This is a genomic window from Pelomonas candidula (genome assembly GCF_043555985.1).
GTDB classification, from domain to species: Bacteria; Pseudomonadota; Gammaproteobacteria; order Burkholderiales; family Burkholderiaceae_C; genus Pelomonas; species Pelomonas candidula.
Genome location: NZ_JBIGIC010000005.1, coordinates 78034 through 97461, shown reverse-complemented (window position 1 = coordinate 97461; position 19428 = coordinate 78034). Strand labels below are relative to the sequence as shown.

The window sequence follows — 19428 nt, the reverse complement described above, 5'->3', positions numbered from 1 at the left end:
TCGCCCCGATGGAAGGCCTGCTGGACCACATCCTGCGCGACGTGCTGACCCGCGTCGGCGGTGTGGACCGCTGCGTCAGCGAGTTCATCCGCGTGACCGACCAGTTGCTGCCCCCCCGCGTGTTCACGCGCATCGTGCCGGAGCTGAAGAACGGCGGCCGCACGCGGGCCGGCGTGCCGGTGCACCCGCAGCTGCTGGGCTCCGATGTGAGCTGCCTGGCCGAGAACGCCGCACGGCTGGCCGAGCTGAAGCCCGAGGGGATCGATCTGAACTTCGGCTGCCCGGCCAAGTGCGTGAACCGCCACCGCGGCGGTGCCGTGCTGCTGGACGAGCCGGAGCTGATCCACGACATCGTCGCGGCCGTGCGCCGCGCGGTGCCGGCCGACGTGATGGTCTCCGCCAAGATGCGGCTGGGCTACATGGACAGCCACCGCACGCTGGACGTGGCCCGCGCCATCCACACGGCGGGCGGCAGCGAGATCGTCGTGCACGCCCGCACCAAGGCTGATGGCTACAAGCCGCCGGCCTACTGGGAGCGCATCGCCGCGGTGCGCGAGGCCGTTCCCCTCACCGTCATCGCCAACGGCGAGATCTGGACCGTGGAGCACGCAGAGCTGGCGCGCGAGCGCAGTGGCTGCGAGCACCTGATGCTGGGCCGCGGCATGGTGGCCGACCCGGGGCTCGCGCTGCGCGTGGCCCGCCGGCGCGAGACGCCGCTGCCTTGGGCCGAACTGCTGCCGCTGATGCAGGTCTTCTTCGCGCAGGTGCGCGCCACCGTCGCGCCGCGCCACCAGGGCGGGCGGCTCAAGCAGTGGCTGCACTACCTGAAGCGCGCCTACCCGGAGGCCGACGCAGCGTACGCCGAGCTGCGCACCGTCAACTCGGCAGACGAGCTGGAGGCGCGGCTGTTTGGGCCCTTTGGCCCGGTGGATCGCATCGGCGCGATGGGCTGATTCGGCGGCGCGTTCGCGGAGGCCGGTCTTGGCGAGCCCGGTGTGTTCCGCAGGCCACGCGATGCGTCGTCTAGCTGCTATTCGATGCCGGCATTTCCGTTGGGGTTCACCCGCTGTTGGCGCCCGTCGTCAGGTGATGGGCCGCGCGGTGCAGGTGGGCCAGGAAGTGGCGCACGCTGGGCTTGATGGCGGTGTCCGCCCGGGCCAGCGCCACCAGCGTCAGCTTCAGCGGGCCTTCCTCGACAGGCACGATTTCCAGATGCTGGCTGGCGAAGGCATGCACGGCGATCTGGCGTGGCAGCAGGCCGATGCAGTTGCCGCTGGCGACGATGGACAGCAGCCCCAGCGTCGAGTTGACGAGGGCGCCGGCCGGCGGCGGCTTCATGCCGTGGGCTTCGTACAGCGTCTTGGCGTAGCCCGCGTCGGCCGTGGCGCCGGTGTAGACCCAGGGCAGCTCGGCCAGGTCGGCCAGGCGCCGCGCGCGTGCCGCCGGGTTGCCGCGGCGCACGACGATGACCATGTCGATGGGCATCAGCTCCTCGACGGCGAACTCGCCCGCCGGCAGATGCTCGGGCAACGGGCCCAGCGCGATGTCCACCTCGCCCTTGCGCAGCCGCGTGAGTTGCGCGATGTAGAGCTCCTCGCTGATGCGCAGCTGGATGTCGGGAAACTCGCGGCCGAAGGTGCGCAGCGTTTCGGGCACCAGCAGCATGACGGCCAGCGGCACGGCGCCGATGGATAGCGTGCCCGTCATGCGGCCGCCGAGCTGCTGGATCTGGTCGACCGCCTGTGTCAGCTCACGGTCCGCGGCGAGGGCTCTCTCGTAGAGGACCATGCCCTGCGCCGTGGCCAGCACCCCGGTCGTCGAGCGGATCAGCAGCGTGGTGGCGAGCTCGCGTTCCAGTTCGCGAATCATCTTCGTCAGCGCCGGCTGGGAGACGCCGATCTGGCGGGCCGCTGCCCGCAGGCTGCCCTGCTCGATGGCGGCGACCAGCGCACGAAGGTTGGTCAGCTTCATGGCTTGATGATAACGACCGGTTATCGCGACCCCGCGCGCAGCATCTTTTGGGCCTTCAGGTCGATTCCTAGACTGCCGCCGCATGACTTGACCTGAATCAAGTCCACGGGATTCAGCCGCCGACGCAGCGGCCACGCGAGGAGACTTTTTGTTGGACCGACCTGATGCCGGCGCGCAGCCATCGATGCGCCGTCCCGGGCTGCACGGCGACGCCATCGCCGTCCGCCGAGCCTGCCTCGCGCCCCTCATTCCGCCTGTCCCTGGCGGCTCCCCACAACGCGTCGACGGGCCGGGGTCCGTCGTCGGCTTCGAGCAGTAGACCCATGGCCCAGATCATCGGCGGCATCGCCGCCTCCCACACGCCGACCATCGGCTTCGCCTTCGATCGCGACAAGCGCGACGACCCGGCCTGGTCGCCCATCTTCAAGGCCTTCGAGCCGGTGCAGCAGTGGATCGCCGAGCGCAAGCCGGATGTGCTGCTGCTGATCTACAACGACCACGTCACGTCGTTCTTCTTCGACCACTACTCGGCCTTTGCCCTAGGCGTGGGCGAGCGATGGGCCGTGGCCGACGAGGGCGGCGGCGCGCGCGACCTGCCGGCCGTGCAGGGCCACCCGGCGTTGGCGGCGCACATCGGCCAGTCGCTGATGGCCGACGAGTTCGACATGTCCTTCTTCCAGGACCGCGGGCTGGACCACGGCTGCTTCTCGCCACTCTCCGTCATGTGCCCCCACGAGCCGCAGTGGCCCGTGCAGATGGTGCCGCTGCAAATGGGCGTGCTGCAGTTCCCCATCCCGAGCGCGCGGCGCTGCTACCGGCTGGGCCAGGCGCTGCGCCGCGCCATCGAGAGCTACCCCGAGGACCTGAAGGTCGCCATCGTCGCCACCGGTGGCCTGTCGCACCAGGTGCATGGCGAGCGCGCCGGCTTCAACAACACCGGGTGGGACGCGCGCTTCATGGACCTGTTCCAGAACGACCCCGAGGCGCTGGCCGACATGACGCACGCCGAGTACGCCGAACTGGGCGGCTTCGAAGGCGCGGAGGTCATCATGTGGCTGGTCATGCGCGGCGCGCTGGCGGCGCAGGTGAACTGCCTGCACCGCGACTACTACCTGCCGTCCATGACCGGCATCGCCACCGCCATCTACGAACCCGTGCAGCAGGCGCTGCCCGCGTCGGTGGTGGCCCGCCACCGTTCGCACATGGCCGCACAGCTGGCCGGTGCCGAGCACCTGCCCGGCACCTACCCGTTCACGCTGGAGCGCAGCGTCAAGGGCTACCGGCTGAACCGCTTCCTGCACGGCCTCGTGAGGCCCGACGTGCGCGCCGCCTTCCTCGCCGACGAGGAGGTTGCCTACGAGCTTGGGGGGCTGACCCAGACCGAGCGCGACCTCGTGCGCCGGCGCGACTGGCGTGGCCTCATCCACTACGGCGCGATCTTCTTCATGCTGGAAAAGCTGGGCGCCGTCATCGGCGTGTCCAACCTGCACATCTACGCCGCGATGCGCGGCCAGACGCTGGAGGACTTCCAGCGCACCCGCAACACCCGGGCCCTCTATTCAGTGGCCGGCAGGGACGCCGGCCCGCTGGACTGGAATCCGCCGCCTGCCACCTGATCCCGTTCCCACCTCTCAAAAACATACCTCCCGAGGAGACACACGCATGACCAAGAACCCCTTCGCACCCGCCGTGCTCGCCGCCGCACTCGCCGCGACCGGCGCCCACGCCCAGAGCAACGTCACCATCTACGGCATCCTCGACGCTTCGGTCGAGGCCTTGAACGGCGTCGGTGCCAACGGCGACAGCATCAAGCGCATGCCCGGCCTCACCGGTGGCATCTCGCCGTCGCGCATCGGCTTGCGCGGCAACGAAGACCTCGGCGACGGCCTCAAGGCCGTGTTCACGCTGGAGCAGGGCTTCGGCGTCGACACCGGCACGCTGAACCAGGGCGGCCGTGCCTGGGGCCGCCAGGCCTTCGTCGGCCTGCAGGGCAGCTGGGGCATGGTCTCGCTGGGCCGCCAGTACTCCATGCTGTTCTGGTCGCAGCTGGAGGCCGACATCCTCGGCCCGGCCATGTTCGGCTCCGGCTCGCTGGACAGCTACCTGCCCAACTCGCGCGTCGACAACTCGATCGCCTACAAGGGCACGTTCAACGGCCTGACCGTCGGCGCCACCTACAGTTTCGGCCGTGACGCCACCAGCGTCGCGACCGCCACGCCGTCCGCCACCAACTGCCCCGGCGAAAGCAGCGACGCCAAGGCCTGCCGCCAGTGGTCCGTGCTGGCCAAGTACGACACGGCGACCTGGGGCGTGTCCGCCGCCGTCGACGAGCTGCGCGGCGGCAGCTCCGCCACCTTCGCCGGCCTGACCAACAGCTCGCTGACCGACCGCCGCGCCACGGTGGCCGGCTGGGCCCGGTTCGGCGACGTGAAGCTCGGCGCCGGCGTCATCGACCGCAGGAACGAAGGCAGCGCCACGACGCCCAAGAGCCAGCTCTGGTACCTGGGCGCCAGCTATCCCGTCACGCAGGCCTTCACGCTGGACGGCGAGGTCTTCAAGCTCGACTACAAGGGCTCCGCCAACCAGGCCACGCTGTTCGCCGTGCGCGGCGTCTACACGTTGTCCAAGCGCACCGCGGTCTACGCCACGGCCGGCCGCATCGACAACTCGGGCACGCTGGCACTGGGCGTCTCCAACGGCGCGGCGGGCAATGGCCCCGCGGCAGGTGGTGGGCAGACCGGCCTGGCCCTGGGCGTTCGCCACAGCTTCTGACCCGGGCTCCGCCTTCCCACCACCCGCATCGAACAATGACATTGGAGACTGCCGTGAGCCGTGCAGAAACAACGAAGGTCGACGTCAAGGCCTTCATCGACGAACGCCCGATGGGCCGCATGCAATGGCTGCTGCTGGCGCTGTGCTTCGCCATCGTCGCCCTCGACGGCATGGACGTGGCCATCATGGGCTTCCTGGCGCCGTCCATCCTGCAGGAATGGAACGCGTCACGTGCTGCCTTCGGCGTCGTGATGAGCGCGGCGCCGTTCGGCCTGGTCATCGGCGCGCTGCTGGCCGGCCCGGCCTCGGACCGCATCGGCCGCAAGACCGTGCTGACCGCCTCGGTACTGCTGTTCGGCCTCTTCACGGTCGCGACGGCCTACGCCGAGAACCTGAGCCAGATGGCCGTGCTGCGGCTGCTGACGGGCGTGGGCCTCGGCGCGGCGATGCCGAACTCGACGACGCTGCTGTCCGAGTACGTGCCGCAGCGTTCGCGCTCGCTGTTGATCGCGGTCATGTTCACGGGCTTCAACCTGGGTTCGGGCGTCGTCGGCTTCATTGCCGCCGCGCTGATCCCGCTGCATGGCTGGCGTTCGGTGCTGATGCTGGGCGGCGTGCTGCCGCTGGTGCTGGTGCCGGTGCTCATCGCGCTGCTGCCGGAGTCGGCACGCTTCATGGTCGTGCGCCGGATGGCCGCTGACCAGATCGGCCGCGTGCTGGGCCGCATCGGCGGCACCACCTTCGAGCCCGGCACGGAGTTCTTCGCGCCGGAACCGCCGGTGCAGGCCAAGCAGTCCATCGGTGTGCTGTTTGCCAAGGGCTATGGGCTGATGACCGGCGCGCTGTGGGTGACCTACTTCATGGGCCTGCTGGTCATCTACCTGCTGACCGGCTGGCTGCCCACGCTGATCAAGGACGCCGGCCTGCCGATCTCGCAGGCCGCCACGATCACCGCGATGTTCCAGATCGGCGGTACCGTCGGCGCGGTGCTAGTCGGCTGGGCGATGGACCGCAAGGCGCCCACACGCGTCATCGGCGCGGCCTACGCGCTGGGCGCCGTGGTCATCCTGGCGCTGGGCCTGGGCGGCGCGCTGTCGGGCTCGCTGGCCCTGCTGGTGACGGTGGCCGGCTTCTTCATGAGCGGCGCACAGACCGGCCTGAACGCCTTCGCACCGAACTGCTATCCGACGCGGGCCCGCGCCACGGGTGTCAGCTGGATGCTGGGCATGGGCCGCTTCGGCAGCATTACCGGCTCGATGGTCGGCGGCGTGCTGCTGTCGCTGGGCTGGGGCTTCGGCGCCATCGTCTCGCTGCTCGCCGTGCCGGCCGTGCTGGCCGCCGTGGCCGTGCAGATGGCGCGGCGCGCCGAGGAGCCGGCAGCGTAATCACCCGGGTCGGAGCGTCCGACGCGGATCGCGCGGGCCGGCATATGGCGGGTCATGCCCAGCCGGTGGTCAAGATGGTTGAATGGACAGGCAGCACGCCTCCGCGCCGCTCGCCAATCAGTCGGTCGGTCCGTCTGTTGGCCGGGGCCGCTGCGCCAGCAGGCGCCTGCGCACCGCATGGATGTTGTTGCGCAGCGCGTAAAGCTCTTCGGCATAGGAAAGCGGTACCGCAATGCGGTGGGTGACCCGGTCGAGCTCATCCAGCTCGTCGAGCAAGGCATCGCGCTCGCCCGTGCCGGTTTCCATCCGGGCTTCCACCTCGCGCAGCCGCGCGTACCAGCGGAACACCCGCGAGCGCACGCGGAAGGTGTAGAGCGGCGGTACCACGCGCGACAGCGGCAGCATCAGCACCAGCAGGCCGCCGACCACCAGCCACATGCGTTCCAGCAGATTGCCGGCCCAGAACGGCAGGTAGCGCGCCCAGGCCGGCGGCGTGCCGTTGATCGCGCGGTCGCCCTCGGCGCTGACCGGCAGCTCGCTGGTGCGGGTGTTGGGGAAGTCGCGTGCGCCATTGAACCAGCCGGCCTCGCTGTGCTGGCCAATGGCCGCCTGCGCGAACAACTGGCGCAGCGCAGGGTGCGTCTGCTCGCGCGCCAGCAGGGCGGTGGTGGTGGCCAGCAGCGGCACGTCGTGAGGCGGCAGATCGGCCGCCAGGTCCACCACACCGCGCGGCAGCCTCACGGTGGACAGGAAGGGCAGGTGGCGCGAATAGGCCTCATCCTGCTCGAAGGCCATCAGCGCGATGGCCGGGTCGCGCAGCAGCGCGCGGATCAGGCCGGCCTGCGGCGCCGAGATCAGCACCGCGGCGTCCAGCCGGCCCTGGCGCAGGGCCGCACCGGCGTCGTCTGGTGCCAGGTTGGACAGCCGCAGGTCGGTCGGCTTCAGCTGGTTCAGCGCCAGCAGCTTCTCGACGATCTGCGGTACGCCGCTGCCGTCCTGATCCACGTTGACTCGCAGGCCGCGCAGCTGGGTCAGGCGCTGCAGCTCGCCGCCGGGCTGGCGGCGCGCGATGCCGAGATCGCGGCGATAGAAGATCCAGATCGGCTCGTAGAACAGGCTGCCCAGCGAGACGATGCCGGCCTCGGTATCGGCCACCGGATCGGCCATGCCGCCGCGGACGAAGCCCACATCCGCCGTGCCCGCGCGCAGATGGGCCAGATCGTCCTGCGCGCCCTCGCTGGCGATCAGGTCCACCTGGATGCGCTCACGCGCCAGCGCCTTCGCATAGCCCTCACCAAAGCCGGCGTAGGCACTTCCTGCCGGCCCGGTGGCCAGTCGCACGTGGCGTGGGGGCTGCGGGTCCAGCCACCAGTAGGCCGCGACCAGCAGGCCTCCGCCAAGCAGCAGCAGCGGCCCCATCGAGACCATCATGTCGCGCAGCGTCTGCAGCAGCAGGCGCAGGCTGCGGGTGGCATGCCATTGCTGAATCGGGGTCATGGCTTGCCGTCCTGGGCGAGCGAGGTCCGGGCCTGCGTGTTGCGGAGTCGCTGGCACTCCTGGGCGCCCGCATGAGCAGTGGCCACAAGGGTGAGCATGATCATGATGCCGAGGCATCGCATGGGCTGCGCCTTTGCCGATGGAGGAGCGGCTCATCGTATTCGAGGCGTGCTGGCCGGACTGTTACGCCCGCGTTCGCGCTGTAAGCCAACCAAGGCTTCGACGCGCTGCGACGCGCGCCGGAATCGGTTCAGGTGGTTACAGCTCGAACGCTGCCCGCATCGCGTCCGCCAGGCTCATGCGCCGCCCGTCGCGCGCCAGGCGCTCGATCTCCGTGGCGGGCAGCACAAGGGCCAGCCCTGCAGCGAGTGCAGCTCGATCCGCCGCTTCGTTGGGTTGGCGCTGCATCTGGCCGTGGGCCTCGAACTCGCGGTCGGCAACGCCCGCCAGGCAGGCCGCCAATGCCGCGTTGCCGCCGTGCAGGTGCAGCAGGGCCAGCGAGTCCAGCCCCACCCACAGATCGTCCAGCGCCAGCCGGCCCAGCCGCCTGGGGCACTCCCGCGCCACCTCGCGCGCGCGATCGAGGTTGCCCTGCGCGACGAGGGCACCGATCAGGTTGCTCATCAGCGTCGACTGGCCGATGAGGTCGCTGGCATCGACCGGTTCGGCCAGCAGCGTCTCGCCCAGCTCGACGGCCAGTGCCAGGTTGCCAGCGGCGCGGGCGCCGTCGGCCAGGTTGAGCCGGGCCCGCGCCATGCCCGCGTCGTAACCGCCGCGCCGGCAGACCTCCAGCGCTGTCTGGTAGCAGCGCCGTGCGTCGTCGTGCCGGCCCGACGTCAGGTGCAGCACGGCCTCGGTCGTCAGGCCGCGCTCCAGCACGGCGGCCGGCCAGGCGGGGTTCTCCAGCATGCGTGCGCCGGCCAGCGCGGCACGCGCCTCGGGGCCGTCCACGCGCCAGTTGAAGGCGTACTCGACGAGGGCCAGGTACTCGCCGCGTTCGTCGCCCAGCGCGCGGTACAGCCGCGCGGCGCACTCGGCGGCCTCGCGGGCCAGGCCGGGGTGGACGACGCTGTGGCAGCGCGCGCAGGCCCACCAGAAGCGTGCCAGCACGGGCGTGGGGATGTTCGCGGTGGTGTCGGCCAGCCGCGCGGCTAGCGCCAGCGCGTGCGGCCGGGCCTGGAAGGCCCGCGGCATCCACAGCGGCGCGGCAGCGCCGAACAGCGCGGTAGCGCTGGCGAGATCGTGCTCCTGGCCCCATGCCAGTGCCGCCCACAGCCCCGGCAGCTCCGGCTCGTAGCGAGCCTTCCACGCGGTGTGGGGCAGGCGCCAGGACTCCTCGTAAGCGTCGTCGAACAGCCAGCCCAGCCCGTCGCAGTGGCGCGCCTGGGCAAGCGCCGTCTCGTCGGCGGCGGCGAGCTTGTCGAGCGCGAACAGTCGCATCGTCTCCAGCAGGCGGTAGCGGCGCTGCGCGGTGCCACGGTCCACGCTGACGAGCGAGCGCTCGACGAGGGCCAGCACCGACGCGACGGCCGCGGCGGCTGGCAGTTCGTCGTTCGACAGCACCAGCGCCGCTCCCTCCAGCGAGAAGCTGCCGGGGAAGACGGCCAGCCGCCGCAGCACGCGGCGTTCGCGCTCGGCCAGCAGCTCGTGCGACCAGCTCAGCGCCTCGGCCAGCGCGTTGCGGCGCGACGGGCTGCGCGCGTCGGCCGGTGCCAGCAGCGTGAGCCGCTCGTTCAGCCGCGCGGCGAGGCCGTCCAGCCCCAGCACGTCCACGCGCGACGCGGCCAACTCGATGGCCAGCGGGTTGCAGTCCAGCGCCGCGCAGATCTCCTCGGCCCGCGTCGCGTCCGCTTCGCCGCTGCGCGTGGCCAGCAGCCGCACGGCGTCGGGCAGCGGCAGCGGCGCGAGGCGGAGGACACGCTCGCCCTGCGCGTGCAGCGGCAACTGGCTGGTGATGAGCAGGCTGACGCGCTCGGTGTGCTGCACGAGCGTGGTGACGACCTCGGCCACGTCGGCGGCGCGGTGCTCGGCGTTGTCCAGCACGATCAGCATCGCGACGGCCGACAGCTTGGCCGCCAGCAGGGCCAGCGGGTCGGGGCCGGGCGGCAGGCCCAGCGCGCGCGCCACGCCGGCGGCGACGGGCTCATCGTCGCGCAGCAGCGTGAGGTCCACCCACCAAGTGCCGTCGGCGTGCTCGGCGCGCTGGCGCAACGCCAGCTCCTGCGCCAGCCGCGTCTTGCCCACGCCGGGGCCGCCGCACAACGTCACGGCCGGGTGCTCGCGCAGCAGGGCCTGCAGCTCGCGCAACTCGTCCTCGCGGCCGATGAGCGGCGGCAGCCGCACGGGCAGGCGGCCGTGCGGCGTGGGCTCGGGGGCGGCAGCCACGTCCAGCACCGGCAGCGCGAAGCGGTAGCCGAAGCCGGGGATGGTGGTGATCGCGTCCGCGCCCAGCAGCTTGCGCAGCGTGCCGACCTGCACGGCGAGGTTGTTCTCCTCGACGACGACGCCGGCCCAGACGCGCTTGAGCAGTTCGTCCTTGGCCAGCAGCTGGCCGGCGCGCTCGACGAACGCCACCAGCAGCTCGAAGGCGCGCGCCGTCAGCGCCACCTCGCTGCCGCGGCGGAACAGCAGGCGTTCGGCCGGCAGCAGCTTGAAGTCGCCGAAGCGGTAGTGGGGCGTGGACATTGCAGGCGGAATTTATGCAGATTTCATCCCGCCTGAAGGACGCCTCCCACCCCCAGAAACGAGCATGGCGCCAGGCCTCCCGATCCCCGGGCGGCTATCATCCAAGGAGAGTGTCATGCCCAAGTTCGTCATCGAGAGAAACATCCCTGGCGCCGGCCAGCTGACGGCCGAGCAGCTGCAAGGCATCTCGGCCACGTCCTGCGGCGTGCTGCGCGACCTGGGGCCCGGCATCCAGTGGGTGCACAGCTACGTGACCGACGACAAGATCTACTGCGTCTACAACGCGCCCGACGAAGCCAAGATCCGCGAGCACGCGCGGCTGGGCGGCTTCCCGGCGGACTCGGTGGCCCAGGTGCGCCGCATCATCGACCCGGTGACGGCCGAGGCCTGAGGGGCCGACCCTCAGGCGCAGGCTGCCGCGGCTTGCGGCACGGCCGGTGCCGCACGGCGGTCCCGGCGTACGCTCACCCAGGCCACCGCCAGGCCACCCACGGTCAGCACCGCAGCGGCCCAGGGCAGGGCGCCCAGGCCGGGGCCGTGCTCGATGACGGCACCGCCCAGCCACGCGCCCAGTGCATTGCCGAGGTTGAAAGCCGCGATGTTGAGGCTGGACGCCATGCTCTGGCCCGCGCCTTCGGCCTTGCTCAGCACCCGCAGCTGCAGAGGCGCGACGGTGGCGAAGCCGGCCGCGCCCAGCAGGCCGATGAACAGCACCGCCAGCACCTGGCTCTGCATCGCGAAGCCCATCGCCACCAGCACGCCGGCCAGCACGGCCAGCGTGCCCAGCAGTGCGCGCACCGGTGCCCGGTCGGCCCAGCGGCCGCCGACGATGTTGCCGACGATCATGCCGACGCCGAACACCAGCAGCACGGCCGACACACCGGCGTCGCTGAAACCGCTGACGCGCGTCAGCAGCGGCTGCACGAAGGTGAAGACGACGAACACGCCGGCAAAGCCCAGCACCGTGGCCGCCAGGCCCAGCAGCACATGGCCGCGCTTGAGCACCTTGAACTCCTCTCGCAGCGAGACGGCGCTGCCGCTGCCGGCGTCCTTGGCCGACACGAACAGAGCGATGACGGCCATCGCGATGACGCCGATGGCGCTGACGGCCCAGAACGTCGAGCGCCAGCCATGGTGCAGGCCCAGCCAGGCGCCGGCCGGCACGCCCAGCAGCGTGGCGACCGTCAGGCCCGTGAACATCGTCGAGATGGCCGAGGCCTTGCGGTCGGCCGGCACGACGCTGGTGGCGACGACGGTGCCGACGCCGAAGAACGTGCCGTGCGCCAGCGACGTGATGACGCGTGCCGCCATCAGCACCCCGTAGCTCGGTGCCAGCGCACAGGCGATGTTGCCCAGCGTGAAGATGGCCATCAGCGCGAGCAGCGCGGTCTTGCGCGGCACGCGGCTGGTGGCCGCCGTCAGCAGCGGCGCGCCGACGAACACGCCCAGCGCGTAGCCGGAGATCAGCAGCCCGGCCGTGGCGACGCTGACCTGCAGGTCGCCGGCCAGCTGCAGCAGCAGGCCCATGATGACGAACTCGGTCGTGCCGATGCCGAACGCGCCGACGGTCAGCGCGTACAGCGCCATCGGCGAGCGGTTGGGAGAAGCGCCCGGTGGGGCGGCAGGTGAGGCTTGCATGGTGGTGCTTTCGGGAGTCGGTTGAACGTTGGCCGCAGTGTGGAGATTTGCATTCGATGTAAAAACCACTGAAACGACCAATCAGATTCAACAAAGCATTGAAAGCGAGCGGGACGCATGAGCCGAGTCGACGACCTGAACCTGTTCCTGCGCGTGTTCGACTCGGGCTCGATCAGCGCCGCCGCGCGCAGCCTGGACCTGTCGGTGGCCGTGGCCAGCCAGCGGTTGCGGGCGCTGGAGCAGTCGCTGGGCGTGCGGCTGTTCCACCGCACGACGCGCAGCCTGACGCCGACGCCCGAGGGCGAGGCGCTGGCCGACCAGGGCCGGCCGCTGGTGCACGACCTGCAGACGCTGATGTCGGGCCTGCGCCAGGCCGGCACGCAGGTCAGCGGCACGCTGAGGCTGACGACGTCGGCCACGTTCGCGCGGCAGTACGTGTCTCCGCACCTGCCTGAGTTCATGCAGCGGCACCCGCAGCTGCGGCTCAGTGTGGACCTGTCGGACCAGATGCACGATCTCGTCACGTCCGGATTCGATCTGGCGTTGCGCATCGGCGCGCTGGAGGACTCCAGCCTCGTCGCGCGCCAGCTGGCCGTGAACCGCCGCGTGCTGTGCGCGTCGCCGGACTACCTGCGCCGCCGCGGCAGCCCGCAGCGGCCCGACGAGCTGGCGCAGCACGACTGCCTGATCCTCGTTGGCACCGGGGGCAGGGCGGATGTGTGGCGCATGAAGGACAAGCGCGGCCGCGAGGTCGCGGTGCGCGTGGACGGTCCGCTGGACAGCAGCCAGGGCGAGGTGCTGCGGGATGCGGCCGTGGCCGGGATGGGCATCGCCATCCACTCGACCTGGCATGTGGCCGACGACCTGCGCGCCGGGCGGCTGGCCGTCGTGCTGCCGGATTGCAAGCTGCCCGCGACAGGCATCCACGCCGTGATGCCGCAGCGCCGGCTGGTGCCGGCGCGCGTGACGGCCTTCGTCGACTTCATGGCCGAGAAGATCGGTGGCGTACCGCCCTGGGAACGTGACGAGAAGTCGTCACGCGCCAGGCGGGTCAGCCCGGCTGCTTCGTGATGCGCAGGTAGGGCTTGGGCGCCTTCCAGCCGGCCGGGAACAGCGCCTTGGCGTCTTCGTCCGACACCGAGCCGGCGATGATGACGTCCTCGCCCTGCTTCCAGTTCGCCGGCGTGGCGACCTTGTGCCTGGCGGTCAGCTGCAGCGAGTCGAGCACGCGCACGATCTCGTCGAAGTTGCGGCCGGTCGTCATCGGGTAGGTCAGGATGAGCTTGATGCGCTTGTCCGGGCCGACGATGAAGACCGAGCGCACGGTGGCGTTGGTCGCGGCGGTGCGGCCTTCGGACGTTCCGCTGATGTCGGCCGGCAGCATGTTGTAGAGCTTGGCGACGTTGAGGTCGTGGTCACCGATCAGCGGGTACTTGGGCAGGTGGCCCTGTGTCTCCTCGATGTCGGCGGCCCACTTGTGGTGGTTGTCCACCGGGTCGACGGACAGGCCGATCAGCTTGGTGTTGCGCTTGGTGAACTCGGGCTCGATCTTGGCCAGGTAGCCCAGCTCGGTCGTGCAGACGGGCGTGAAGTCCTTGGGGTGCGAGAACAGCACGACCCAGTGGTCGCCGATGAAGTCGTGGAACCTGACTTCGCCTTGCGTGGTCTGGGCGGTGAAGTCGGGGGCGATGTCGTTGATGCGCAGGGACATGGGGTGTCTCCTTGGAGGGGCAGGGAAGGTGGTGTCGATGATAGGAAGGCGAACGCACCGTGTCCCGCATGTGCTTGCTCGGAAAGTGTCTATGTCGAGCGGTGGCCGAATGACGCGCGATAGGCACGCGGCGCCAGCCCCAGCCGCGCCTGGAAGTGGTGGCGCAGCGCCTGCACGCTGCCGAAGCCGGCCTCGGCCGCGACGCGCTCGACGGGCAGGGCGCTGGCCTCCAGCAGCCGCTGCGCCTCGGCCACGCGCTCGGCGATGAGCCAGTCGCCGGGCGGCTGGCTGGTGGCCTCGGTGAAGCGGCGCAGCAGCGTGCGCGGGCTCATGGCAGCCGCCTCGGCCATGCGCTCCAGCGTCCACGGCGCGGCCAGGTCGGCGCGCACCTGTTCCATCAGGCCGGCGAGGCGGTGGGTTCGGTCGCGCGGCATGGGCCGCTCGATGAACTGTGCCTGGCCGCCGCTGCGGTGTGCCGGCATGACGAGGCGGCGCGCGACGCTGTTGGCGGCCTCGACGCCGAAGTCCTGCCGCACGAGGTGCAGCATCAGGTCGATGCCCGCCGTGCTGCCGGCCGACGTGAAGACGCGGTCTTCCTCGACGTAGAGCACGCCAGCGTCGACATCGATGGCCTGGTGGCGCCGGCGCAGCTTGTCGGCGTAGCGCCAGTGCGTGGCGGCACGGCGGCCGTCCAGCAGGCCGGTGGCGGCCAGCACGAAGGCGCCGGAGCAGATCGACGCCAGCCGTGCGCCGCGCTGCCAGGCGCGCTTCAGGTGGCGGGCCAGGGCATCGGGCACCGGCACGTCGGCACCCTTCCAGCCGGCCATGACGATGACGTCGGCCTCGTCCAGCAACTCGATGCCGCCGTCGCTCATCACGGTCAGCCCGCCGTGCGCGCGCAGCGGGCCGGGCTCGATGGCTGCACTGGCGAAGCGGTACCAGCCAGGGCCCATCTCCGGCCGCGCCAGGCCGAAGATCTCGGCGGCGATGGCGAACTCGAAGGTGCACAGGCCGTCGTAGACCAGTGTCACGACCAGTGGCCCGGTCGTGGTTGGCGTGATCTTGTCGATGTTGGTCATTGGCGCCAATTGTGGCGGAGGGCGGGTGCGCCGACGATGGCTCATCTTCAAACCACCAACGGGAACCCGTCATGCCGTCAGCCGTCGCCACCATCCCCGCCGCCCCGTCCGCCGAGGCTGAAGCCCACTTCGCCGCCGAGTTCCAGTTCGAGACCGACTGCTGGGACGTCCACGACAGCCTCAGCCACGGCGCGACCGACTTCGTGCTGCTGGACGTGCGCTCGGCCGAGCTCTACGCCCGCGGCCACGTGCCCGGCGCCATCCACTTTCCGCACGGCAAGCTGGTCGAGAGCAAGCTCGCCGCGTGGCCGATGGACACGCTGTTCGTCACCTACTGCGCCGGCCCGCATTGCAACGGTGCCGCCCGCGGCGCGCTGCGGCTCGCCAAGCTGGGGCGGCCGGTGAAGATCATGGCCGGCGGCATCACCGGCTGGCTGGACGAGGGATTCGCGCTCGCGAACGCGCCCCTACCGCGGTAGGACGGGCCCGGTGCTAACCGCTTGACGCGGGGCAGGTGGATGTCAGAGTCGAACCCGGCGAAACGCCACAGGGAGAACCGACATGAGCACCACCGCGCCCAGCTTCGACGGCATCGAGCACATCGTCGTGCTGATGCTGGAGAACCGTTCCTTCGACAACGTCCTCGGCCGCACCTTCGAGCCGCACGCGAAGCGCGTCAACGGCTACTTCCCCAGCTGGGAACACCTTGTGCCGATCCCGGTGCCGGGCTTCAACCTGCCGGGGCGCAATGTGCTGGTGTCCTCCATCCCGACGCCCGACCCCGGCGAGTGGTGGCAGTCCATGAACCAGCAGATCTTCGGCCTGCTGGAGCCGCCACCGGTGAACGCACCCAGCCCGACGGAGCCCGGCCCGCTTGGGGCCATGGGCGGCTTCGTGCAGAACTACCACCGCACGCTGCAGGACTACGACTACCCCACCGTGCTGACGCCCCTCATCATGAACGGCTACTCGGCCGAGCAGATGCCGGTGACGACGGCGCTGGCCCAGGCCTTCGCGGTGGTGGACCGGCATTTCGCGTCGGCCCCCTGCCAGACGATGCCCAACCGCTGCTTCGCCCAGCTCGGCACGGCGATGGGCTACGTCAACAACGACAGCTACCCGGAGGGCGACTACAACCAGTCCGTCAGCAACGCGCCGTACTTCGCGCCGACCATCTTCAACCAGATCGGCGAGACGCCGGGCCTGAGCTGGAAGGTTTACTTCAACGACTTCCCGCTGACCGCGCTGATGGCCGACACCTGGCTGCACCCGGAGCATTTCCATTTCTTCGACCGCTTCAAGGCCGACGTGGCGGCGGGCCAGCTGCCCAGCTACAGCTGGATCGAGCCGGCCTACCAGCTGTTCCCGACGGACAACCACCCGCCCCATGACATCAACCTGGGCGAGTACTTGCTGGCCGAGGTCTACAACACGCTGCGGGCCGACCCGGCGCTGTTCCAGAAGACGCTGCTCATCGTCACCTACGACGAGCACGGTGGCTGCTTCGACCCGGTGATGCCGCCCGCCTGCACGCCCGACTGCTGGGACGGCCGCGTGCCGTCTTTCGCCTTCGACCGCTACGGCGTGCGCGTGCCCACGCTGCTGATCTCCCCACGCATCGCCCCGGGCACCGTGGGCACGCCCGGCTTCGGCCCCGGTGCCGGGCCGGACTACGACCACACCTCCATCCTCGCAACCGTACGGCATGCCCTCGGCGTGGCCGGCAAGCCGCTCAGCGACCGCGAGGGACACGCCCTGGACTACCGCGCCTTCCTGATCCAGGACCCAGCCCAGCCCAACCTTGGCCCCGAGCAGGTCAGCGTCGGCCTGAGCCGGGAGGAGCTGGAACTGCAGGCGGTCGTCAGTACCGTCAGCTCGCTGGGCCAGCTTTGGTACGAGAACCACCACAAGATCCCCGCCACTGTCGAGGAGGCCCTCGCGGCCCATGCCGCCCATCGGGCCGGCCTCTGGGTGCCGCCGGCCGCCGACCGCGGCCTGAGCGACACCGAGAAGCTGGAGCGCATCGGCCAGGGCCTGCTGCGCCTGTACGGCCGACGGCCCGTGGGCCTGATGCGCTGGAGTGCCTGAACGCGCGCGGCGGCTGCCGGGTCAAACAGGCCCTAGCATCCGCGCATGAAAACCCTTCTGACCCTGGTGGTCGGTGCCTGCGCCACAAGCGCTGCCCTGGCCCAGACACCCGCTCTCACCCTCGAACGCATCACCGCCGACCCGCCGCTGGCCGGCCGCCTGCCGCGACAGGCGGAAGTCTCGCCCGGCGGGCAGTGGGTCAGCTTCCTGCGGCCCTCGCAGGCCGACAGCGAGGTGCTGGAGCTGTGGGCCCAGCCCGCCGCCGGCGGCGAGCCGCGCAAGCTGGTCGCCGCGGCCGACCTGCTGGGTGGGGCCGAGCAGAAGCTCAGCGAGGCCGAGAAGATGGCGCTGGAGCGCCAGCGCATTTCGCAGCGCGGCATCACGGGCTATCAGTGGTGTGGCAGCGACGACAGCGCGCTGCTGTTCCCGCTGTCGGGCGACCTCTACCTCGTGCGCCTGACGGCCGCCGGCCCGCAGGCACAGAAGCTCGCGCTGGCGCCCGGCGCGCCCAAGCTCGACCCGCGCTGCACACCTGATGGCAAGAGCCTGGCCTACGTGCAGGGCGGCAACCTCTTCACGCTGGCGCTGACCGCCGGCGCCCAGCCGCGCCAGCTGACGACCGACGGCAGCGATACCGTCAGCTCGGGCCTGGCCGAATTCATCGCCGCCGAGGAGCTGTCGCGCCAGCGTGGCTACTGGTGGAGCAAGGACGGCAAGTCGCTGCTGGCCTTGCGGGTGGACGAGTCCGGCGTGGCCGTGAAGACGCGTGCGCAGATCTTTGCCGACCGCACGGACATGACGCAGCAGCGCTACCCGGCCGCCGGCGCGGCCAATGCCAAGGTGACGGCCTTCGTCGTCGATGCGGTGACCGGCCAGCGCCGCGAGCTGCCGCTGCCGAAGGACGCCGAATACATCGCCCGTGCCGGCTGGTTTGCAGACGGCACGCCCTGGTTGCAGTCGTTCACGCGCGACCAGACGCGGCTGACGCTGACCGAGTTCAAGGCGGGCGCTGCGCCGCACGACATCACCGTCGAGACCGACCCGGCCTGGGTCGAGGTGCACGACGACCTCGTCGAGACGCCACGCGGCCTGCTGTGGTCCAGCGAGGCCACGGGCCGGCGCCAGCTGCTGCTGATCGACCGCGCCAGCGGCCGTCGCACGCCGCTGACGCAGGCAGCCGAGCCGGTGGCCCATGTCGTCTGCGCCAATGCGCAGCAGCTGGTCTTCGCGGCCTTTGCCGACCTGGGCAAGGCCCAGGAGCTGTTCGTCATGCCACTGGCCGGCGGCAAGGCCCGGCCGCTGGCTGGTGCGGCGGCCCGCCAGTGGCGCGACGCCAAAGCGGATGCCGGCTGCGGCCGGCTGCTCGTCACGCGCTCGGCCTGGGGCGAGCCGCCGCAGCTGGAGCTGCGCGGCGTGAACGACGGCACGGCCATCGCGCTGGCCGGCGACGCGCCCGACCCGCTGCTGCGCCAGATCACGACGGCGCCGCAGGTGCTGGACATCACCGCCGCTGATGGCCGCACGCCGCTGAACGCGTTCTTCTTCCCGGCGCTGGACGGCCGCGCTGGCAAGAAGCCCGTCATCGTCATGGCCTACGGCGGCCCGGGCGCCGCGACCGTCAACTGGGGCTGGGGGCGCGATCTGCCGCTGATCGCCTACTGGCAGCAGCGCGGCTACGGCGTGCTGACCGTGGACACGCGCGGCATGGCCCACCGCGACCGTGAGTTCACGCGCGCTCACAGCCGAGCCTTCGGCAAGACCGAGGTGGCCGACCTGTTCGCCGCTGTGCGCCAGCTGCCGGCCCGCGTGCCGGTGGTGGACCCGGCGCGCATCGGCTTCTTCGGCTGGAGCTACGGCGGCTTCCTCGGCGCACGCGCCGTGCTGGACGCGGACACGCCGTTCGCGGCCTCGGTCGCCGTGGCGCCGGTGACGGACTGGACGCTCTACGACACCGCCTACACGGAGCGTTATCTCGGCATGCCGGACGGCGGCAAGGCCGCGACCTACGCGAGCGCCAACCTGCCGTCGCGCGCCGGGCTGTTGAGCAAGCCGCTGTTGCTCGTTCACGGCACCGCCGACGACAACGTGCTGTTCGAGCACACGCTGCGCCTCGTCGAAGCGCTGCAGACGGCCGGCAAGACCTTCGACCTGCAGATCTACCCTGGCAAGGCCCACGGCATTGCCGGCCGTGCCGCGCGGCTGCACCTGTACCGCACGATGGACGCATTCTTCGAGCGCCACCTGAAGCCCGCGCCATGAGCCTCGTCTACTCCACCGACTTTGGCCGCGCCTGCCCCGGCTGCGGCCAACCCGCCGCGCAGTGCGCCTGCAAGGCCAAGGCGCGGCCGGCCGGCGACGGCATCGTGCGGGTGCGCCGCGAGACGGCGGGCCGCAAGGGCAAGGGCGTGACGGCCATCCACGGCCTGCCGCTGGACGATGCTGCGCTGACGGCGCTGGCCAAGCAGCTCAAGGCGCTGTGCGGCACGGGTGGCACGGCCAAGGACGGTGTGATCGAGATCCAGGGCGACCACCTCGAGAAGGTGATGGCCTGGCTGCAGGCGCGGCCCGAGGGCTGGACGGTGAAGCGCGCTGGCGGCTGAGC

General features: G+C 70.9%; 16 protein-coding genes. 10 read left to right on the top strand and 6 right to left on the bottom strand.

Going from position 1 to position 19428, the window contains the following annotated elements; genetic code table 11:
- The first annotated feature begins 8 nt into the window (after positions 1-8).
- Positions 9-953 (top strand): tRNA dihydrouridine synthase, encoded by a 945-nt coding sequence (locus ACG04R_RS11560; protein ID WP_394410895.1) that lies wholly within the window; start codon positions 9-11, stop codon positions 951-953.
- 106 nt (positions 954-1059) lie between these two features.
- Here ACG04R_RS11560 and ACG04R_RS11555 read toward each other — a convergent pair whose 3' ends face one another.
- Positions 1060-1971: a LysR family transcriptional regulator gene (locus ACG04R_RS11555; RefSeq protein WP_394409908.1), complete on the bottom strand. Its 912-nt coding sequence runs from the start codon at positions 1969-1971 to the stop codon at positions 1060-1062.
- Positions 1972-2294: 323 nt separating this feature from the next.
- On the opposite strand from ACG04R_RS11555, the gene ACG04R_RS11550 reads away from it, so the two are divergent.
- Genes ACG04R_RS11550 through ACG04R_RS11540 form a run of 3 tightly spaced genes read left to right on the top strand, consistent with a single transcriptional unit; the run spans position 2295 to position 6128 of the window.
- Complete coding sequence (locus ACG04R_RS11550) at positions 2295-3587, top strand: gallate dioxygenase (protein WP_394409905.1); 1293 nt, start codon at positions 2295-2297, stop codon at positions 3585-3587.
- A gap of 46 nt (positions 3588-3633) precedes the next feature.
- Entirely contained in the window at positions 3634-4743 is a 1110-nt protein-coding gene (locus tag ACG04R_RS11545) for a porin (protein ID WP_394409902.1), read from the top strand.
- Positions 4744-4778: 35 nt separating this feature from the next.
- Positions 4779-6128, top strand: coding sequence for an MFS transporter (locus ACG04R_RS11540; RefSeq protein WP_394409899.1), 1350 nt, complete (start codon positions 4779-4781; stop codon positions 6126-6128).
- 117 nt (positions 6129-6245) lie between these two features.
- Here ACG04R_RS11540 and ACG04R_RS11535 read toward each other — a convergent pair whose 3' ends face one another.
- Together ACG04R_RS11535 and ACG04R_RS11530 are read right to left on the bottom strand one after the other, a co-directional pair.
- Positions 6246-7625, bottom strand: a complete 1380-nt coding sequence (locus ACG04R_RS11535; protein WP_394409895.1) for a TAXI family TRAP transporter solute-binding subunit — start codon at positions 7623-7625, stop codon at positions 6246-6248.
- 258 nt (positions 7626-7883) lie between these two features.
- On the bottom strand, positions 7884-10310 hold the full coding sequence (locus ACG04R_RS11530; RefSeq protein ID WP_394409893.1) for an ATP-binding protein: 2427 nt from the start codon (positions 10308-10310) through the stop codon (positions 7884-7886).
- Positions 10311-10425: 115 nt separating this feature from the next.
- Here ACG04R_RS11530 and ACG04R_RS11525 point away from each other — a divergent pair, with 115 nt between their 5' ends.
- Positions 10426-10701, top strand: coding sequence for a DUF4242 domain-containing protein (locus ACG04R_RS11525; RefSeq protein ID WP_394409890.1), 276 nt, complete (start codon positions 10426-10428; stop codon positions 10699-10701).
- Between the two features lie 11 nt (positions 10702-10712).
- On the opposite strand, the gene ACG04R_RS11520 is transcribed toward ACG04R_RS11525, so the two are convergent.
- The gene (locus ACG04R_RS11520; protein ID WP_394409887.1) at positions 10713-11948 is read right to left on the bottom strand and encodes an MFS transporter; all 1236 of its coding nucleotides are present in this window, start codon (positions 11946-11948) and stop codon (positions 10713-10715) included.
- 117 nt (positions 11949-12065) lie between these two features.
- Here ACG04R_RS11520 and ACG04R_RS11515 point away from each other — a divergent pair, with 117 nt between their 5' ends.
- Positions 12066-13019: a LysR family transcriptional regulator gene (locus ACG04R_RS11515; RefSeq protein ID WP_394409884.1), complete on the top strand. Its 954-nt coding sequence runs from the start codon at positions 12066-12068 to the stop codon at positions 13017-13019.
- On the opposite strand, the gene ACG04R_RS11510 is transcribed toward ACG04R_RS11515, so the two are convergent.
- Entirely contained in the window at positions 13000-13659 is a 660-nt protein-coding gene (locus ACG04R_RS11510; protein WP_394409880.1) for a peroxiredoxin, read from the bottom strand. The two genes, ACG04R_RS11515 and ACG04R_RS11510, sit on opposite strands and share 20 nt — an antisense overlap.
- A gap of 89 nt (positions 13660-13748) precedes the next feature.
- The gene (ftrA, locus tag ACG04R_RS11505) at positions 13749-14738 is read right to left on the bottom strand and encodes a transcriptional regulator FtrA (RefSeq protein ID WP_394409877.1); all 990 of its coding nucleotides are present in this window, start codon (positions 14736-14738) and stop codon (positions 13749-13751) included.
- A 71-nt stretch (positions 14739-14809) separates the two neighbouring features.
- Between ftrA and ACG04R_RS11500 the strand changes: the two genes are divergently transcribed.
- The 4 genes from ACG04R_RS11500 (at position 14810) to ACG04R_RS11485 (ending at position 19426) form a co-directional block, all read left to right on the top strand.
- Positions 14810-15217, top strand: a complete 408-nt coding sequence (locus tag ACG04R_RS11500) for a rhodanese-like domain-containing protein (RefSeq protein ID WP_394409874.1) — start codon at positions 14810-14812, stop codon at positions 15215-15217.
- 82 nt (positions 15218-15299) lie between these two features.
- Positions 15300-16826, top strand: coding sequence for an alkaline phosphatase family protein (locus ACG04R_RS11495; protein WP_394409871.1), 1527 nt, complete (start codon positions 15300-15302; stop codon positions 16824-16826).
- A gap of 45 nt (positions 16827-16871) precedes the next feature.
- Positions 16872-19085, top strand: coding sequence for a S9 family peptidase (locus ACG04R_RS11490; protein WP_394409868.1), 2214 nt, complete (start codon positions 16872-16874; stop codon positions 19083-19085).
- Positions 19082-19426 (top strand): translation initiation factor Sui1, encoded by a 345-nt coding sequence (locus ACG04R_RS11485; protein ID WP_394409865.1) that lies wholly within the window; start codon positions 19082-19084, stop codon positions 19424-19426. The genes ACG04R_RS11490 and ACG04R_RS11485 overlap by 4 nt, the downstream gene beginning before the upstream one ends.
- Positions 19427-19428 lie beyond the last annotated feature (2 nt).

Coding starts and splice junctions, on each gene's coding strand:
- ACG04R_RS11560 (WP_394410895.1), top strand. CDS start 9: ATGGAAGGCCTGCTGGACCACATCCTGCGCGACGTGCTGACCCGCGTC.
- ACG04R_RS11555 (WP_394409908.1), bottom strand. CDS start 1,971: ATGAAGCTGACCAACCTTCGTGCGCTGGTCGCCGCCATCGAGCAGGGC.
- ACG04R_RS11550 (WP_394409905.1), top strand. CDS start 2,295: ATGGCCCAGATCATCGGCGGCATCGCCGCCTCCCACACGCCGACCATC.
- ACG04R_RS11545 (WP_394409902.1), top strand. CDS start 3,634: ATGACCAAGAACCCCTTCGCACCCGCCGTGCTCGCCGCCGCACTCGCC.
- ACG04R_RS11540 (WP_394409899.1), top strand. CDS start 4,779: ATGACATTGGAGACTGCCGTGAGCCGTGCAGAAACAACGAAGGTCGAC.
- ACG04R_RS11535 (WP_394409895.1), bottom strand. CDS start 7,625: ATGACCCCGATTCAGCAATGGCATGCCACCCGCAGCCTGCGCCTGCTG.
- ACG04R_RS11530 (WP_394409893.1), bottom strand. CDS start 10,310: ATGTCCACGCCCCACTACCGCTTCGGCGACTTCAAGCTGCTGCCGGCC.
- ACG04R_RS11525 (WP_394409890.1), top strand. CDS start 10,426: ATGCCCAAGTTCGTCATCGAGAGAAACATCCCTGGCGCCGGCCAGCTG.
- ACG04R_RS11520 (WP_394409887.1), bottom strand. CDS start 11,948: ATGCAAGCCTCACCTGCCGCCCCACCGGGCGCTTCTCCCAACCGCTCG.
- ACG04R_RS11515 (WP_394409884.1), top strand. CDS start 12,066: ATGAGCCGAGTCGACGACCTGAACCTGTTCCTGCGCGTGTTCGACTCG.
- ACG04R_RS11510 (WP_394409880.1), bottom strand. CDS start 13,659: ATGTCCCTGCGCATCAACGACATCGCCCCCGACTTCACCGCCCAGACC.
- ftrA (WP_394409877.1), bottom strand. CDS start 14,738: ATGACCAACATCGACAAGATCACGCCAACCACGACCGGGCCACTGGTC.
- ACG04R_RS11500 (WP_394409874.1), top strand. CDS start 14,810: ATGCCGTCAGCCGTCGCCACCATCCCCGCCGCCCCGTCCGCCGAGGCT.
- ACG04R_RS11495 (WP_394409871.1), top strand. CDS start 15,300: ATGAGCACCACCGCGCCCAGCTTCGACGGCATCGAGCACATCGTCGTG.
- ACG04R_RS11490 (WP_394409868.1), top strand. CDS start 16,872: ATGAAAACCCTTCTGACCCTGGTGGTCGGTGCCTGCGCCACAAGCGCT.
- ACG04R_RS11485 (WP_394409865.1), top strand. CDS start 19,082: ATGAGCCTCGTCTACTCCACCGACTTTGGCCGCGCCTGCCCCGGCTGC.